Annotated in this window: 15 protein-coding genes; 12 read left to right on the forward strand and 3 right to left on the reverse strand. The window is 70.2% G+C overall.

The window, feature by feature from the left end:
* Positions 1 to 102 precede the first annotated feature (102 nt).
* Complete coding sequence (locus DCW30_RS21955) at positions 103 to 288, reverse strand: hypothetical protein (RefSeq protein WP_062773167.1); 186 nt, start codon at positions 286 to 288, stop codon at positions 103 to 105.
* A 234-nt stretch (positions 289 to 522) separates the two neighbouring features.
* On the opposite strand from DCW30_RS21955, the gene DCW30_RS21960 reads away from it, so the two are divergent.
* Positions 523 to 1,425, forward strand: coding sequence for a FadR/GntR family transcriptional regulator (locus DCW30_RS21960; RefSeq protein WP_076685490.1), 903 nt, complete (start codon positions 523 to 525; stop codon positions 1,423 to 1,425).
* A 75-nt stretch (positions 1,426 to 1,500) separates the two neighbouring features.
* On the opposite strand, the gene DCW30_RS21965 is transcribed toward DCW30_RS21960, so the two are convergent.
* Positions 1,501 to 1,689 carry a hypothetical protein gene (locus DCW30_RS21965; RefSeq protein ID WP_076685491.1) on the reverse strand — a complete coding sequence of 63 codons (189 nt, stop codon included), beginning with the start codon at positions 1,687 to 1,689 and terminating at the stop codon, positions 1,501 to 1,503.
* 125 nt (positions 1,690 to 1,814) lie between these two features.
* On the opposite strand from DCW30_RS21965, the gene DCW30_RS21970 reads away from it, so the two are divergent.
* From DCW30_RS21970 to DCW30_RS21980, 3 genes are all read left to right on the forward strand, one after another.
* The gene (locus tag DCW30_RS21970; protein WP_062773158.1) at positions 1,815 to 2,717 is read left to right on the forward strand and encodes a GntR family transcriptional regulator; all 903 of its coding nucleotides are present in this window, start codon (positions 1,815 to 1,817) and stop codon (positions 2,715 to 2,717) included.
* Positions 2,718 to 2,933: 216 nt separating this feature from the next.
* On the forward strand, positions 2,934 to 3,650 hold the full coding sequence (locus tag DCW30_RS21975) for an HAD family hydrolase (RefSeq protein ID WP_079250067.1): 717 nt from the start codon (positions 2,934 to 2,936) through the stop codon (positions 3,648 to 3,650).
* Positions 3,651 to 4,423: 773 nt separating this feature from the next.
* Complete coding sequence (locus tag DCW30_RS21980) at positions 4,424 to 5,554, forward strand: hypothetical protein (RefSeq protein ID WP_123985614.1); 1,131 nt, start codon at positions 4,424 to 4,426, stop codon at positions 5,552 to 5,554.
* A 72-nt stretch (positions 5,555 to 5,626) separates the two neighbouring features.
* Here DCW30_RS21980 and DCW30_RS37945 read toward each other — a convergent pair whose 3' ends face one another.
* The gene (locus DCW30_RS37945) at positions 5,627 to 6,694 is read right to left on the reverse strand and encodes a C40 family peptidase (RefSeq protein WP_269466691.1); all 1,068 of its coding nucleotides are present in this window, start codon (positions 6,692 to 6,694) and stop codon (positions 5,627 to 5,629) included.
* A gap of 329 nt (positions 6,695 to 7,023) precedes the next feature.
* On the opposite strand from DCW30_RS37945, the gene DCW30_RS21990 reads away from it, so the two are divergent.
* The 8 genes from DCW30_RS21990 to DCW30_RS22025 are packed head-to-tail and all read left to right on the forward strand — an operon-like array spanning position 7,024 to position 15,384.
* Entirely contained in the window at positions 7,024 to 7,419 is a 396-nt protein-coding gene (locus DCW30_RS21990) for a hypothetical protein (protein WP_076685492.1), read from the forward strand.
* Positions 7,420 to 7,686 carry a hypothetical protein gene (locus DCW30_RS21995; RefSeq protein WP_076685493.1) on the forward strand — a complete coding sequence of 89 codons (267 nt, stop codon included), beginning with the start codon at positions 7,420 to 7,422 and terminating at the stop codon, positions 7,684 to 7,686.
* On the forward strand, positions 7,683 to 8,480 hold the full coding sequence (locus tag DCW30_RS22000; protein ID WP_237283413.1) for a DUF8175 domain-containg protein: 798 nt from the start codon (positions 7,683 to 7,685) through the stop codon (positions 8,478 to 8,480). Before DCW30_RS21995 ends, DCW30_RS22000 begins: the two co-directional genes overlap by 4 nt.
* Positions 8,453 to 10,015, forward strand: coding sequence for a hypothetical protein (locus tag DCW30_RS22005; RefSeq protein ID WP_123985615.1), 1,563 nt, complete (start codon positions 8,453 to 8,455; stop codon positions 10,013 to 10,015). The genes DCW30_RS22000 and DCW30_RS22005 overlap by 28 nt, the downstream gene beginning before the upstream one ends.
* Entirely contained in the window at positions 10,012 to 11,466 is a 1,455-nt protein-coding gene (locus DCW30_RS22010; RefSeq protein ID WP_237283414.1) for an SCO6880 family protein, read from the forward strand. Before DCW30_RS22005 ends, DCW30_RS22010 begins: the two co-directional genes overlap by 4 nt.
* Positions 11,467 to 11,468: 2 nt before the next feature.
* The gene (locus tag DCW30_RS22015) at positions 11,469 to 12,992 is read left to right on the forward strand and encodes an ATP-binding protein (protein ID WP_076685495.1); all 1,524 of its coding nucleotides are present in this window, start codon (positions 11,469 to 11,471) and stop codon (positions 12,990 to 12,992) included.
* A 33-nt stretch (positions 12,993 to 13,025) separates the two neighbouring features.
* A complete protein-coding gene (locus DCW30_RS22020; RefSeq protein WP_076685496.1) occupies positions 13,026 to 14,765 on the forward strand; it encodes a type IV secretory system conjugative DNA transfer family protein in 1,740 nt (579 codons plus the stop codon).
* Positions 14,755 to 15,384 carry a DUF4913 domain-containing protein gene (locus DCW30_RS22025; RefSeq protein WP_076685497.1) on the forward strand — a complete coding sequence of 210 codons (630 nt, stop codon included), beginning with the start codon at positions 14,755 to 14,757 and terminating at the stop codon, positions 15,382 to 15,384. Before DCW30_RS22020 ends, DCW30_RS22025 begins: the two co-directional genes overlap by 11 nt.
* The last annotated feature ends 300 nt before the right edge of the window (positions 15,385 to 15,684 follow it).

Below are 15,684 nucleotides of genomic sequence, written 5' to 3' on the forward strand. Positions count from 1 at the left end.
TTTCATCGGCGGCCGACCGGACTCCCGGCTCCCCTCCGGATGGGAGCCCGGTCAACCGGGTCTGTGGTGGGACCGGTCGATGGGACCGGTCGGGTCACCCGGTCAGTTCGACTGGGCGAGGAGCAGGATCAGGAGCGCGGCTCCCGCTCCGCTCAGTTTGGTGTTCCTGGCCTTGACCCCCACGGTGAGGAGGACGAAGGCGATGATTCCCAGCGGCCCGTACTTCCACTGGATGAGCTGCTCGAAACCGATGGCGAGGGCGGCGACGACGAGGGCGATGAGCGGCATGGCGTTCCCTCCTTCGGGATCGGGGCGGCGGACCCCGTGCGGCCGGTGACCAACTGGACGCCGCCGACGGGACGTCGCGGCGGTGACCCCCGGGGTGGTGACCAAGCCCGGTGGGACCTGACCATGTCGCCCAAGTTGGCTACCAACTTCTCCTGAGTTATCTCCGTGAGAGTCGACTCATAACCACCTTCCTGACAACTCCCGGAAGATGGCGCGAAGTTGTACCGTTTGGTTGTGACTACGGACCACGTCCCGGTCGACGGGAACAAGAAGCGGCAGCGCTCTCACCGCGAGGTGGCGGAGGTGCTGCGCGAGCGGATCAGGTCCGGGTCCCTGCGGCCGGGTCAGCGCATGCCCACGCAGGCGGAACTGGCCGACGAGTTCGGCGTCGAACGCGGCGCCGTACGGGAGGCGCTGCGGATACTGCACCGTGAGCACCTCCTGTCCAACGTGTCCAAGGGCAGTCCCGCCACGGTCGCCGACGCGTCCGAGCGGGGGCTCGCCGACCCCGGAGCGGTGCGTCCGCAGCCGACGATGGTGGGACTCGCACCCCGTGTCGCGGCGGCGTTCGAGGCGCCGCACGTGGAGATCGACGCGCTCTGCCTGACGTCCGTCTCGCTCACCATGGCGATCGGCGAACCGCTCCGGCAGATCCACGCGGGGCAGCGGAAACCGGCCAAGGTCGACGTCCGGGTTCTGCTGCCGAGCCGCGCCATCGACCTCGCCTTCCCCACCCCGGTCGACGACCGGGACGACGAGGACGGCGAGGTCCACCGCCGGTGGCTCGACCAGCGCAACGCACAGGGCCAGGTCCTGCGCCACAACCTCCGGATGCTGCGCTCGTCGCACGGCATCGATGTGTCGGTGCAGTTCAGGGCGCTGCCGTTCACGCCGCCGGTGAAGCTGTACCTGCTCAACGGCTCGGAGGCGCTCTTCGCGTACTACACGCTGTCCGAGCGGGGCGAGGAGATCGGTGAGGAGTCCCTGCAGATGTACGACGCGCAGGGCACGCAGTCGATGCTCTTCCCCTTCCACCAGGGGGGCGGCCTGCGGGACACGACGTTCGTCGAGCAGTCCCACCTGTGGTTCAACGCGCTGTGGAGCACGATCAGCCAGGACCTGGACCTGGTGGGCTGAGACCCGGTGGGGCTGAGACCTGGTGGGGCTGAGGCCCGGTAGGGCTGAGGCCGACCTCAGCGGGCCGGCCGGTGGTCATAGGGCCGGGCCGGTCACCATCAGGGCGAGGACGCCGGCGCCGACGGAGCTGCAGGCCGGGCTCTTGGCCTTGAGGCCGACGGTCAGCAGGAGGAGACCGGCGATGCCCATGGGGCCGTACTTCCACTGCACGAGCTGTTCGGCGGCGACGGCGGCCACGGCTGCGAGGAGGGCTATGGCGGGCATGGTGGTGCCTCCTTCTGCCATCTTGAGTCAGTTGGCAACCAACTCTGCCTAGGGTGTCCCCACTTGGCGAGCCGGAATAAACAACTCACCCACAACTCCCCTGAGATGGCGGACGGTTGTATCGTTTGGTGGTGACCCAGGAGAACGCTGCAGTGAACGGCAGTAGAAAGCTCTCACCCCAGGACATTGCCGACACCCTGCGTGAGCGCATCCGGGCGGGCGAGCTCAGAGCCGGTGACCGCCTGCCGACCCAGGCCGAGCTGGCCGAGGAGTTCGGCGTGGAGCGCGGCACCGTGCGGCAGGCGATGAAGAAGCTCCAGAGCGAAGGCCTGCTGTCCAACGTCAGCAAGGGCAGCCCGCCACGGGTCGCCGAAGCGGGACCCGCGCCCGCGGCCCAGGGCCCGCAGCCGTCCATGGTCGCGCTGGCCCCACGGCTCGCGGCGGCGTTCGCGGAGCCGCAGGTGCGGATCGACGTCGTGTCGTACACCGCCGAGACCCTGATGATCGCCCTCGGGGAACCGGTCCGCCTCATCCACGAGGGCCGCATCCGCCCGGACTCCATCGCCGTACGCATCCTGCTGCCCAGCAGCGACATCACGCTGGCCTTCCCCGTGCCGGTCGAGGCCGACCCCCGGAGCGCGGACCGCCTCCACCGGCGCTGGCTGTCCCAACGCAACGCCCAGGGCCAGGTGCTCCGCCACAACCTCCGCGCCCTGCGCTCCTCCCACGGCATCGACGTGTCGGTGCAGTTCAGGGCGCTGCCGTTCACGACGCCGGTGAAGCTGTACCTGGTGAACGGCAAGGAGGCGCTGCTGGCGTACTACACGCTCGGGCGCGAACAGGTGCTCCTGGACGACGCGAGCGGCGCCGAGGCCATGGACATGTACGACGTCGGCGGCATCACGGCCCCCCTGTTCTCCTTCGAGAAGACGGGGCCGACCTCACGTGACGCCACGTTCGTCGACGAGTCCCAGAAGTGGTTCGACGCCCTCTGGGCAACCATCACCTCGGACCTGACACTCTCTTAGATGAACTCAGACGCGACGCGATCGGACGCGGCACAAGCGGGACGAGTGAAGCGAGTGACGGCGCAGGCGCGGGCCTCGGTGGGGACGGAGGCGCGAGCCGAGGCGGGGGCCGGGGTGGGGGCGGAGCCGGTGGGGGCGCGGGCCGCAGCGGAGGCCGAGGCGGGGACGCAGCCCGCGGGGACTCGGGGCGGGGTGGCGGCGGAGGCAGGGGCCGTGATGGCGGCGGAGGCGCGGGCCGCGGTGGAGATGATCACCCGGGCGCACTTCGCCCTCCTCGACTTCGACGGCCCCATCTGCGGGCTCTTCGCCGGACACTCCGCGCGCGGCATAGCCCGGGAGCAGATCGGCTGGCTGGCCGAGCGGGGACTGCACGGCCTCCTGACGGACGACGTACGCGGGGAACGGGACCCCTTCCAGGTGCTGCGCGCGGTCGACGCGAGACAGCGCGGCAGTGATCTCGTGACCGAGCTGGAGGAGAGGCTGACCCAGCAGGAGCTGCGGGCGGTGCCGAGCGCCTTTCCGACCCCGTACGCCGACCCGCTCATACGGACCTGGTCGGCCGTCGGCACGCGGCTCGCCATCGCGACGAACAACTCCCCGCGGGCGGTGACCCGCTACCTCGACCTCCGCGGCCTGACGCCCTGCTTCACCCCCCACATCTACGGCCGCACGTCCCGCCTCGACCTCCTCAAGCCGGACCCGCACTGCCTGCGCCGGGCGATGAGCGCGCTGGGCGCGGCGCCCGCCGAGACGGTGATGATCGGCGACGCCCCCTCGGACTGCCGCGCCGCCCGCGAAGCAGGCGTCGGCTTCGTGGGTTTCGCCCGGAACGAGACCAAGGCCGGCCTGCTCCGCGAGGCGGGCGCGAACGCCCTGGTCCCCGACTGGCAGCCGGTGCTCGCCCGGTTGCGGAGCAGGGGCTCAGTGAGGTGAACCGGACGCCGGAGGCGTTTGAGGCGGCTCCCAGACGGGGTTCCGGATCACCGGCGTGGCGGGCTTCACCCGGTCGAGCACGTCCCAGAGGTTTTGGAACCACTCCAAGTGGGACCGCGCGACCTGCCGTGTCGTCTTTGTACCGCTCCGCACGGTCCAGCCGAAATATCGGGCGTCCCCATGCTTGATGCTGAGCCCGGCGGCGTCGAGGAAGTCGTGCACCCTGCCGTCCCTCTCGAAGGTGCTCTCCTCGATCCCGTACCAACCGTGGAAGACACGCGCCTCATTCAGGATGTACAGCTTCGCCTGGGGGCCGTGCGGTGACTCCCGTACCTCGCAGTCGATGACGATGCGGGGGTCGTGCCGCCGAACGCGGTCGAGCAGTGCGCGCAGTTCGCGCCTGGACTTAGCTCTACCGAGCTGACCAGCCTCCCCCGATGCTCCGGCGAGACATATGCATCAGCCGGGCACGGGTGACTTTGGATGCACAAGTCTGCACTCAGCTGCCGTTCCCCCATGCCAGGCGTGACGTGGTCGACCCAGCCGTCCGAAAGTGGTGGCGTAGGCGCGTCGAACGGCTCTTCGGAACCCTCCGCCGTGTCGCGGATGACGACGACGGAACATACAGGTGCGGTGCTCGCCGAACCGGCGTGGCCCGCGCTGCGCACATGGCTGGTGGGGTCAAAGTTCTGGCCGTGTTCGACACCTGCCGTGAGTTCGGTTCAGCGCAGGGCAAGGGCCCGCGACGGGGCCGTTAACGAGGGGAGCGGAGCATGGCAACACCGATGCCAGAGGGTGCCGGAGAGGCGTTCGCAGAGTCTGCCGGCGAGGCGGTCCAGACGGCTGTCATGGCGTTCCGGTTGATGTCGGCCATCGCGGATGCGGTGCGTCGCCAGCAGCAGAGGAAGGCCGGGAGGGGGGAGGAACTTCCCGAGGCCGGGACGGCGGCGGCGGAGGCTTCGGACGTGGTGGAGAAGGCCCTGCCGCCGGATATTGGTGCGGCACTGCTGGGAGCTGCGGACTGGCCCCAGCTCGCGCAGCAGCTCATGGGTTTTCAGCAGGCGGGCGTCGACCTGGAGATGATGCTGCCGCGCGTCGGTGAAGTCGCCGTGGCGGTGCGGGATCAGGTGGCGGCGAATGCGGCGGGGGTGGCCCGTGAGGGTACGGACGAGTGGGTGAAGGCGCTGCGTGAGACGTTGCCGGCGGGGCCGGTGCGTGAGGCGATCCTGGTCTCTTCCGCGTGGCCGGAGATGGCCGCGACGATGGCGAGGCTGGATGCCCGTGGCGTCAACGTGCGGGCGGTCCTCGCGGCCGCGTACGAGGAGGGTGTCGGCGTCGACCGGTCGGTGGCGAAGACGCTTGCGGTGAAGGCACCGGCCATGAGCCGGGATGCGAGGCTGTCGTACGGGCCGCTGACGGTTGGACTGGACGTCCCTGTGGACCTCGACCTGGGGGACCGGGAGAGAGCGCTGCGGCAGTTGGCCATCAGCTCCTCGGAGAACCAGCGCTTCGTGCGTATGGTGCGCGAGGCGATGCCCGGGATGGAGCGGGAGGCGGATGCGCTGGTGGCGGCGCGTCAGTGGCCGCTGGTGGCGGCGCGGATGGCGGATGCGGAGAGGCTGGGCGTGCCGGTGGCGGAGCATCTGGCCGGGCTGGCGAAGGACACGTCCTGGCAGAAGGGCCCGGCGTCGAGGCTGGTGCAGGCCGCCAATGACGTCTTGCGTAATCCGGTGGGTGTGGCGGCGGGGCGGAGGGCTGTGGTGGACACCGTGGCGGCTCGGTCGACGTCGCCGAGCGTGGGCCCTACTAAGGCGGCCGCCAAGGGCGGCGCGACACCAGAGGTGCCGGGAGTGGCCGCGCACAGGGAGGCCGGGCCCGCCGCGAAGGGCGGCAAGACCCGCTAGCTCGCTGATACGTCTCTGAGACGTGCAGGTGCCGCGGGCCGGATTCCGGTCTGCGGCATCTGTCTCGTCGCTTCAGGGGCGGGTGGCGCCGCGGTAGTCGCGGGCGGGCATGGCAGTCTTCAGCGGGACCAGCTCCACGGACTTGCCGGTGCGGGGGGCGTGCAGGACCTTGCCGTCGCCCGCGTACATGGCCACGTGGTAGATGAATCCGGTGCCGTGGCTCCAGAACAGCAGGTCGCCCTGGCGCAGGTTGTCGCGGGCCACGGGGTGGTCGGAGGTGGCGTCGTACTGTGCGTGTGCGGTGCGCGGGAGTTTGATCTTGGGCCAGTAGGCGTACTGCATGAGGCTGGAGCAGTCGAAGCCCTTGGTGCGTGAGGCGGCGCAGACGCCGTTGGCGTATCCGTTGTTGCCGTCGCAGAAGCCGCGCTCGGGGCCGTTGGGGGTGCCGCCGCCGTAGGCGTAGGGCGTGCCGATCTTGCGGGCGGCCTTGCGCAGTGCTTTGGCGGCGGTGGAGTGCCCGGCGACCTTCAGGTCGCCGCCCCCGTCGGGTGCGGAGAAGTCCTTCACGGTGCGCAGGATGATGCTGACGTAGTGCTGGGTTTCCGGGTAGGGGGGAATGCCCTTGTACTTCTGCACGGCGCCCCAGCCCGCGTTGTATCCGGCGAGGGCGAGGGCACGCGGGTCGCCCTTGATGCCGGACTTCTTGGCCTGGCCCAACAGGGAGCACATCAGGCGGCCCTGGGCGATGACGGCGTCGGGCACGTCGTAGGGGTCCGCGCCGTTCTTGCCGTCGATGTCGCGGCCCCAGGTCGCCCAGGTGCCGTCGACGAATTGTGCCGGGCCCTTGGCGAACGCCTTGCTTTTCAGCTTGCGCGAGGTGTTGAAGCCGCTCTCCTGATGGAGCTGGGCAGCGAGCAGGCCCGCCGTTACCTCGCGGTGCTTGCACTCGCGGTCGGCGCGCCGGAGCCAGTGCCGGAACTCCTTGGGGACCTTGGCGGTCATGCCGCCGGCGAGGCCGTCCCCGCTGTCGTCGGGGAGGTCTGCATCGATCTCTGTGGCGATCACCAGCACGAGGCCGAGCACGAGAAAGGAGATCAATCCGACGACGGTGGATATGGTGCCGATCAGGAGTTTCCGCACGCGTCAACTCCCCGATTGCTGGGCCCGGTTGTGCGGGCTGCCCGGAAGGGCGAGGAAAGGGCCGTTGGCGGTTGAACGTTCCATTTCGTGCGGTGAAATCCACAGGCTCGCCGCAATTGCAGCCGCAGTGGCCGCGCCTGCCTCATCGACACCTCTAACCCCCCGGATATACCGCTGACACGTGCGGCTCAGCAGATGCTACGGTCTGTGATCGTAGTCGGCCAAGAAGTAATGACGTGAACGACGGGGTGGCCGGGGGGAGTTCGACCATGACCGTGTATGTATCAGTCCTGAAATACGCCATTGTGCCCGTTCAGGGTGACGGTCTCGTGCCGTCGACCATCGCCGCGATGCTGGACGCGGACGAGCAGTGGGGCCAGGTGGCCCGCTCGCTCCGGCCCGGTGAGGCGATTCCGCTCGGGGCGCTGCCGGTGCTGGTGGCGGACACCACGGTGTACGGCACGCTGCGCGTCGAGCAGATGCTCCAGGCCTGGGATGCCCGGCTGCCGAAACCGTGGCTGGTGTGGACGGCCGATGCCCCGATGCGCCCGGCTCCTGACGCCCGACTGCGCATCCGCGCCCTGCAAGGACGGCTGGCCGGCGTGAGCCCGGTGCCCTACCTGCCCGTGCTGCGGACCGTGGAACGGCCCGACCAAGCTCTGGAGCACCGCTCGGTGCAGGCCGCCGCGGCCAAGCTCCGCGCCTCTCTCGAACGAAAAGGATGAATGATCGTGGAAATCGCTGGCATCATCCCCGACGCCAAGCCGGTTCAGATCCCGGGCATGGGCGGCATCGTCGGTGACATGCTCGGCTGGGGCCTGTGGATCGTGCTGCTCTCCGGAGTGGTCGGTGCCGCCATCGGCGTGGCCAAGCTGGCCCTGTCCGACAAGAATCGGGGTGGCGGCAGTGAGCCCTTCAAGTGGATGGCAGGCGGGGTGGCGGCCGTGATGCTGTCCGGCTCGCTGATCACCATCCTGAACGGCATCGCATGAGCCCCGCCGCCCGCAACCGCCGCGGTGGGAAGGCCATGGTCTGGGGCGCTGCCGTGGCAGGCGCCGCGGTGCTCGCGCTCACCGGTTATGCCGTTCTCACCGGAGACGATGACGACACCCGCAACACCGGCGGCTCCGGCAAGCCGGGGACGAGCGCCAGCGAGCCGGTAAAGACCTATGCGCCGCCGGATGAGTGGACCGAGCCGGGCAAGTGGGCGAGCCTGCCGCGCGGCAAACGCACGGACGATCAGGGCAACCCGGTGGGCTTCCCCCACACCCCGCAGGGTGCGGTCGCGCAGATGTTCGCGGCCCATTTCACCGAGGTCAACAGCGAGCGGTCCCTGTACGAGGAGCAGGTAGGCGCGTACGAGTCGTACATGTCCGAGGCGGACCAGACCCCGTCTACGCGCCGCCAGGTCGAGAAGGACGCGAAGAAGGCCGACGTTTCCGTCCGCCGGGACTTCGGCATGCCGACCAGCGGAGACATTCCGGCGGGCGGCTATATGCGCAGCCGCCCCATCGGCTTCAAGATCATCCAGCAGTCCAAGAACGAGGTCAGCATTTACGCCCTGTCACGCGTCACGAGCAAGGCCTCGGAAACCGCGAAGGAGAAGGGCTCCTATACCCGCATCGTGACGGCGGCCCGCTGGGAGAACGGCGACTGGAAGCTGTCGGGCGAGGCGATCTCGCAGGCGCTGGAAGCCGAAGAGGGCAACGAGGGCCCGGAGATCGCGGCTCCCGGGGACGCGAAGTTCGAAGAGGCCGGGTGGACCGCGATCCGAGAGGCCTCGTAATGAGGCGGGTAATAGCCCTGCTGATTGCCCTTGTTGCGGCGGCCGGACTGCTGACCGCGCCGCCCGCGGCCGCCAACCCCATCGGCGACACCATCGGTGACGGGCTCAACGCGTACGGGCGGGCCTCGTGCAATATGAGTTTCGGCCTGGCGGGCCCTGTTATGCGCTCCATGGGCAAGAAGGTCCCGGACTCCAAGGTGCAGAAGGATCTCTGCAACGCCGTCGGCGACAAGGTCGAGAAGAAGGTGAAGGAGAAGGTCAAGAAGGCCTGGGACGCGGTCTGGGACTCCGTCATCGGTGATGTGCTGCGTTCGGCGCGGGACACGGCCAAGACGGTCCTGAAGGCGACCATCACCTTCGGTCTGGCAGGACCTTCGGTGGATCTGAAGAAGACCGGGCTGTTCGGCGAGGGTGCCGACATGCAAGGGATGATGATCTGGCTCGGCTGGGTGATCGCCGCCTTCGCGCTCATGTGGCAGCTCGGGAAAATGGCCGTGACCGGTCAGGGCAAGCATCTGGGCCGGGCGGTAGCCGGATTCGCCGAGAACGCCTTCATCACCGGTATCGGTGTGAGTGTCATCGGCACGCTGCTTGAGGCGGGCGACGCCATGACCACGGGCGTGATCAACATGACGTTCGGCGACGACGGCGTGGCACTCGACCGGATCGTCACGGTCATGCTGCCTGCCATCGGCAACCCCATGACGATGGCAGGCATCCTGTTCGTGATGCTGGCGGTCGGCCTCATCCAGATGGTGCTGATCTTCCTTCGGCAGTCCGCCATCCCCATCCAGGCCCTGCTGCTGCCGATCGCCGGGGCCGGACGGATGGGCGGGGAGGCCACCCGGCAGTGGGCGCCGAAGCTGATCACCTCCATCTTGGTGGTCATCGCCTACAAGCCGATCCTGGCCATCATCATGTGCGTCGGCTTCGCCGAGGTGGAGAAGTCCAGCAGCCTGGTGGAGTTCCTGCGCGGGCTGGCCACGCTGGTGCTCGCAATCCTGGCACCCGGACCGCTGACGAAGATCTTCGAACCGGTGGGGGCCCGCGTCGGCGGGGCGATGGGCGCCGGGGGCGCGGTCGCGGCCGCCGGAGCCGTCGCCGACCGGTTCCGCGGCCGGGACAAGTCCGGCGGCGACGCAGCGGCCCCGGCGCTGCACTCGGCGGTCGAGCAGCAGAAGTACGTGGAGCAGAGCATGCCGAAGACCTATCGCGGCACCAGCGGCGCGGACGGCGACAGCGGCGAGAACGGCCAGTCCTCGGACGCGGTCGCCCAGGCCGCCCGCAACGCCCGCAAGCAGCCCGGCACGTCCGGGGCCGAGGGCGGCCAGGGCGCATCAGGCACCCCAGGTGCCTCGGGTGGTCTGGACGCTCCCGGAGGGCCGGGCGGCGCCGGCGGGGGTGCCGCGGCACGCGGCGGCGGCCGCGCTGCGGCGGGCGCCGGAGCGGGATTGCAACTCGAAGTCCTTGACGGCGTCCACCAGACCACGCAGCAGGCATCCACCACGATCGGAGACGGGGGCAGCAGCACGTGAGCACGACCGCACATGAGGTGCCGCAGGCCCTGACCGTGGACGGTTTCCGCACCCGCAGGTCCTTCGGGTTCGGCAATCTCTCCAAATCCGCGACGATCATCATCGTGGCGATGCTGGCCGCCGAGGGCATCATCGGCGTCCGGATGCCGCTGTCCCTGCTGGTGACGGTGCCGCTGACGCTGGCCTTCGGCGTACTGGCGGCCTCCCGCCGCCACGGCATGTCCGCGCTGTCCTACTACGTGGCGCTGATCTCCTGGCGGCGTGCCCGCCGGCACGGGGTGACCACCTATCGGCGGCTGCTGCTGCCCCAGCCCTACGCGCTGGATCTGCCCGGGGTCGGCGCCGCCTCCACTCTGATCAAGGTGGCGGACCCGACCAGCGGCACCGCGGTCGGCGTGGTGCACGGCCGGGACACCGACCTGATGTCGGTCACCACCCTGCTCGCGCCCGGCGGCTCCCTGATGGCACCCACCAGCACGGTGCGCGGAGCGGTGCGCACCTGGGGCGACGTGCTGGCCGGCATGTCGACCGACGAGCAGATCAAGGGTGCCAGCGTGACGGTGCAGATCACGCCGGGTGCGGGGGAGGCCCTGGCCGATGACGTGAAGAAGCGCGTCGACCCCTCGGCGCCCCAGCTCGCGAAGTCGACGATCACGGAGCTGGTGGGCACCACGCCGCGCGCCACGGCCAGTGTCGCAGCGTGGATGACGGTCACCGTGGACCCCAACGCCACCGTGAATCCCCCCACCGATCTGGCGGACAAGGTCGGCGAGGCGCTGCGGGTGGTCGACAGCCTGGACCTCTCGGGCACCGGAACGGATGTGCACCGCCGGTGCACGGACGTGGACGTGCGGCGCCTGGTGCGCTCCGCCTACGACCCGTCTGTGTTCCATGAGCACCCCGACCGGTTCGTCGACCTGTCCTGGGGGGAATGCGGGCCGGTGGCCGCCGACGACGGCTGGACGGCGTTCGCCCACGACGGGGCGGTCAGCGTGAGCTACGTGCTGCAGGAGATGCCGCGCCGGGTGATCCCGTACTCGGTGCTGCTGCCGCTGCTGTCCCCGGGCCGCTTCCAGCGCCGCATCACCCTGTCCTACAAGGTGCTGGACCCCGAGCAGGGTGAGGCCGTCCTGGAACGCGAGATCTCCAACGCCGAGAACCGGGCGGATGCGACCGCGCAGGTCAAGGGACGGGCCAAGTACAGCCAGAAGGCCGACTTCGAGCGGGCGAACAAGGCGGCGGCGGCCGCCGCCCAGGGGGCGCAGGTGGTGGACTGGACGCTCACCGCGACCGCGACCGCCACCCGCCCCGAGGATTTGGACGCGGCCCGCCAGGACCTGGAGCGCGCGGTCAAGGCGACCCGGGGCATCCGGCTGCGGCCCGCCTACGGCGCGCAGGGCCCTGCCTTCGCCACCGGGCTCCCTGTCGGCTACAACCCGCTGGTGAGCTGATCATGGGCAAGAAGAAGCAGATCCACACCCCGCAGCGGCTGCTGGAGCCGACCAGGGCCCGCACCACGGCCGCCGAGCGCAAGGCCGAGCGGCAGGCGAAGAAGCAGCGCCGCCGTCTGATCGCGGGACGGCTGGGGTGGGGCGGGGAGTTCGGCGGCCGCGCCGCGGTGGAGGACACCGGCACCGTTTACACCGGGCCGTCCACCCAGGTCGGTGCCGTGTACCCCTTCCTGCTCGGGGCCGGACTGCCGCCGCGCGGTGTGCCGGTGGGCCGCGACGTGCTCACCGGCGAACTCGTCTGTGTGGACCCCAGCGGCTGGACCGGCAGGCTGACCACCAACCCGGGCGTATGGGTCATGAGCCAGCCGGGCGCGGGCAAGTCCGCGTTGGTCAAGCGGATCTGTCTGGTCTATTCCGCCTACGGGCACATGGTCGTGGTGCCCGGCGACGTCAAGGGCGAGTACACCCCGCTCGTCGAGGCCCTGGGCGGCAGCGTGGTGCGGATCGGCGCCGCCGGGCAGCGCCTGAATCCGCTGGACTCCGGCCCGCTCAAGACCCATATCGCCAGCCTGCCCGCCAAGGAGCGGGTCGTGCTGGAAGAGGCGGTGCAGGGCCGCCGCCTGGACGCGCTGGGGGCACTGCTGGCCACCCGGGCCGGGCTGGGCCGACAGCCCTCGGAGGTCGACTGGTCGGCGCTGAACACGGCGGTGTCCCTGGCTGACGGCGCGACCGCGGACGATCCGGTCATCCGCGATGTCATCAACGTGCTGCGCCAGGGCCCGCAGCACCTGCGCGACAAGCTCGCCGCCTCCCACGAGGAGCGCTACACCGACCTAACCCGCAGCCTGATCGCGGGCCTGGAGAACCTCTGCGACGGCCCGCTGAAGGGCCTGTTCGACGGGCCCACCACGGCCGCCATCGACCTGAACGCACCGGCGGTGAGCGTGGACATCTCCGCGCTGCGCAGCCGCGGCAACGACGTCATCTCCGCAGGGATGATCGCCACCTGGGCGTACACGTACGCCGCGGTGGACACCGCCCGCACCATCGGCGTGATGAACCGCCGCCTGGTCCTGCCGATGGACGAGATGTGGCGGGCCCTGCGCTCGGGGCCGGGCCTGGTGGACGCCATGGACAGCATCAGCCGCCTCAACCGCCTCTACGACGACGTGACGATCTTCGTGACGCACTCACTGCTGGACGCCGAGAGCTTGCCGACCGAGGAGGACCGGGTCAAGGCGCGCGGCCTGATGGACCGCTGCGACACCTGGGTGATCGGCGCCTCCACCGGCGAGGAACTTCAGCGGGTGACCGGCAAGCGGGCGCTGACCGAACAGGAACGCCTGATCATCCAGTCGTGGGCGAGCGCCACCTCCACCGGCCTGGACGGCACCGACCAAATCCACCCGGGCCGCGGCAAATACCTCATCAAGATCGGGACCAGGCCGGGCATCGCCGCGGCCACCGAACTCACCGCCGCCGAGAAGCGGCTGTACCAGACGGACGCCAACACCCCCGCCGCGTAGGGCGCGGGGCATGCCGGGGGAGGAGCAGCACCGATGCTGACCGAGAGCGACAAGCTGTGGATCGCGGGCGGCACCGCCGCCGGGGCGGGAGCGCTGCTGGCCGCCGGGGCGTGGGGCGGCGCGGCCGCCGGCGCGGCACTGACCGGCGACCCGGTCGCCCCGCTCTCACCGCTGACCGTGTTCGACATGGCCCGGGACTGGTCGAGCGTCTGGCCCGCCTCGCAGACCGCCTCCGCGATCGGCGCCACCGTCGGCGACCTTGCGCTGCTGGTCTTCGTGGTGTGGGGCGTGCGGTGGGCGCTGAAATGGTTCCGCAACCCCTCCCACCTGGCCACGCTCGCCGATGTGCGGGAGATGACGCCCAAGGCGGCCGCGCGCACCGCGGTCCGGCTGCGGCCCGCCCTGAAGGGCACCAAGCCCACCGACCTCAAGGCCGCCGACAGGGGCGTCCTGCTCGGCGACCACATGCCCAGCGGTGTGGAGCTGCGCGGCAGCGACGAGGACACCTACGTCGCGATCATGGCTCCGCGCGCGGGCAAGTCCACCGCGCTGGCCATCCCCGTCGCCGAGGAGGCTCCCGCCGCGCTGCTGATGACCTCCAACAAGGCCGACGTATACGCCGCCACCTACGCCTCGCGCGGCCGCGCGGGCACCTGCTGGGTGCTGGACACCCAGGGAGTGGCGCAGACCGAGCGCGCCATGTGGTGGGACATGATCGCCCAGGCCGAGACCATCGACGGCGCCGAACGCCTCGCCTCCCACTTCGTCGGCCAGATCAGCAGCGAGTCGGCCGACCCCTTCTGGTCGCAGTCCGCCGCCGACGTCCTGGTGGGCTACTTCCGCGCCGCCTGGCACGACGGCGGCACCGTGCGCGATGTGCTGCGCTGGCTCGCCGACCCCAACGAGAAAGCGCCGCTGTCCATCCTCTACCAGCACGAAGCGGTGCTCGCCGAACAGGTCGACTCCTCCATCAACATCGCCGAGGAGACCCAGTCGGGGATCTTCCAGAACGCCCGCTCGGCGGTCTCGGCGCTGCGCGACGAACGGGTGTTGGCCTGGGTGACGCCCGATCCGCACCGCCCCAAGTTCGACCCGGAGGCGTTCGCGCTCTCCCACGACACGCTCTATCTGCTCAGCAAGAAAGGCGGGCCCGCCTCCGCGGTCGTCGCCGCGCTCGCCGACTCGGTGTTCACCGCAGCATCCGAGGCCGGCGAGCGGCACGGCGGGCGCCTGCCCGACCCGATGCGCGCCGTCCTGGACGAGGCCGCCAACATCTGCAAGATCGCCGACCTGCCGGACCTGTACTCCCACCTCGGCTCGCGCGGCATCACCCCCTACACGATCCTTCAGTCCTACCGCCAGGGCGTAAAAGCCTGGGGCGAGGTGGGCATGGACGCCCTGTGGTCGGCCGCCACGAAGAAGCTGATCGGCGTGGGCGTGGACGACGCCAAGTTCGCCCAGGACGTCGCCAGCATGGTCGGCCCGCACACCGTGCTGCGCGGCTCGCACTCCAAGTCCAAGGACGGGGGCTCCCACTCCGTCAGCGAACAGCGCGAGCAGATCATGGAGGTCGCCGACATCCGCGCCATGCGCAAGGGCACCGCACTGCTGCTGGCCACCGGCGCCCCGGTGGCACAGATCTCCTTGCGCCCCTGGTACGAGGAGAAGGCCATGGCGCACCTGGGCCCGCAGATGGCCGCAGAGGAGGCCGCCATCACCAAGCGAGCGGTCGGCGCCTACGAGCTGCGCAAGAAGGCCCGCGATGTCCGATAGCCGCCCCTTCGGCGAGGACAGCGGGGACGACCTGCCCGTCGAGCGCCTGATGTATGAGGAGATCGAGGACCTCAAGGCGACAGTGCGCCGCCTGGAGGCGCAGATACAACGCCTGGCAGGCGGCACTGGCGACCCGCTCGACCCCTATCCGGTAGGCCACGAAGCCAACGACGTGTCCCCCGGGACCAGCGAGCCCGAGGCGGAGCCTGCCGAGGAGGAAGAGGAGGAGCCGCAGTACCCGCCGTTCATCCTGCTGCTCGACTCGCCCGTCTACGACGAGGAGCTGCGCGCCCTGATCGAGTGGGTCGAGGGCGTCCTCGTCCCCGGCTACCTCGGTGAGGCGTCCGCGGACGCCCGCTGGTGCCCGCAGTGGATGGACCACGACACCGGCGTCATCCCGCACCTGCACGCCCTGTGGCTGGCATGGCAGGAACTCACCGACCCCGCCGTATGCGGCTACACCGGTCCCAGCGTCTGGCACCGCGACCACTACCGGCCGACCATGACCGAGCTGCGCGCCCCCAACGGCCCCTTCCAGGGCTGCACCAAGGGCGAACACCAGGTCAACCACCGTCTCCCGGGCCGCGTGCCGAGCGCCTGGAACCACGAGCCGGGGTGAGTGGAGCAGTCGCATTGATGCCTTCAGCTGCCGCCTCCATCGGTTTTGGCGTCTGCCTCGAACTCCTCGACCAGACAGAGCGGGGCAGGGGCCGAGCGCTGCGGGTCGGCATCGGAAGCAGTGGGCGAGTCAGCGCCTCGCCAGCCTGACGGATGCCCCGCGCCCGCCGAGCACCCGGGCTCATCGCCTGCGGAACAGCGTGTACAGCAGCAAACGCGCATGTGGGCCGTCTGGACGGCGGCACTCCTGGATGGGAGGGAGCAACACGCGGACGGCGAGGGTCTCCGCAGCAACACCAAC

It is taken from the genome of Streptomyces alfalfae (assembly GCF_004127445.1).
Classification (GTDB): Bacteria; Actinomycetota; Actinomycetes; order Streptomycetales; family Streptomycetaceae; genus Streptomyces; species Streptomyces alfalfae.

Bases quoted from the DNA above. Each gene is read 5' to 3' on its own strand.
- DCW30_RS21955 (WP_062773167.1), bottom strand. From the start codon at position 288: ATGCCGCTCATCGCCCTCGTCGTCGCCGCCCTCGCCATCGGTTTCGAG.
- DCW30_RS21965 (WP_076685491.1), bottom strand. From the start codon at position 1,689: ATGCCCGCCATAGCCCTCCTCGCAGCCGTGGCCGCCGTCGCCGCCGAA.
- DCW30_RS21975 (WP_079250067.1), top strand. From the start codon at position 2,934: ATGGCGGCGGAGGCGCGGGCCGCGGTGGAGATGATCACCCGGGCGCAC.
- DCW30_RS21980 (WP_123985614.1), top strand. From the start codon at position 4,424: ATGGCAACACCGATGCCAGAGGGTGCCGGAGAGGCGTTCGCAGAGTCT.
- DCW30_RS21995 (WP_076685493.1), top strand. From the start codon at position 7,420: ATGATCGTGGAAATCGCTGGCATCATCCCCGACGCCAAGCCGGTTCAG.
- DCW30_RS22000 (WP_237283413.1), top strand. From the start codon at position 7,683: ATGAGCCCCGCCGCCCGCAACCGCCGCGGTGGGAAGGCCATGGTCTGG.
- DCW30_RS22015 (WP_076685495.1), top strand. From the start codon at position 11,469: ATGGGCAAGAAGAAGCAGATCCACACCCCGCAGCGGCTGCTGGAGCCG.
- DCW30_RS22020 (WP_076685496.1), top strand. From the start codon at position 13,026: ATGCTGACCGAGAGCGACAAGCTGTGGATCGCGGGCGGCACCGCCGCC.
- DCW30_RS22025 (WP_076685497.1), top strand. From the start codon at position 14,755: ATGTCCGATAGCCGCCCCTTCGGCGAGGACAGCGGGGACGACCTGCCC.